The following is a 254-nucleotide window of genomic DNA, read 5'->3' on the forward strand; positions in this document are numbered from 1 at the left end:
CCTCCAACGCGCTCATATAGCCGATAGGCGGTAGCGCTACGAGGTAGCTAAACCACTCAACTTGTCTTTTGAAGAAAGAGAAACGAAGACGGCGTTGTTCCGCTCGTTTTAAGCGACCTCGTCCTGATCTAGACGGGTCTTAGTGTTCTGAAGAGACCGGAATGAAGCAAGCTTCATAATGGCCATCCTTAGAAAGGAGGTGATCCAGCCCCAGGTTCCCCTAGGGCTACCTTGTTACGACTTCACCCCAGTCG

The 254-nt window shown here is 51.6% G+C and carries 1 rRNA gene; it reads right to left on the minus strand.

Going from position 1 to position 254, the window contains the following annotated elements:
• Window positions 1-192: 192 nt before the first annotated feature.
• Window positions 193-254: ribosomal RNA gene (locus tag E1297_RS00255) — 16S ribosomal RNA — on the minus strand; the annotation flags it as partial.

Source organism: Roseibium sp. RKSG952 (genome assembly GCF_009711355.1).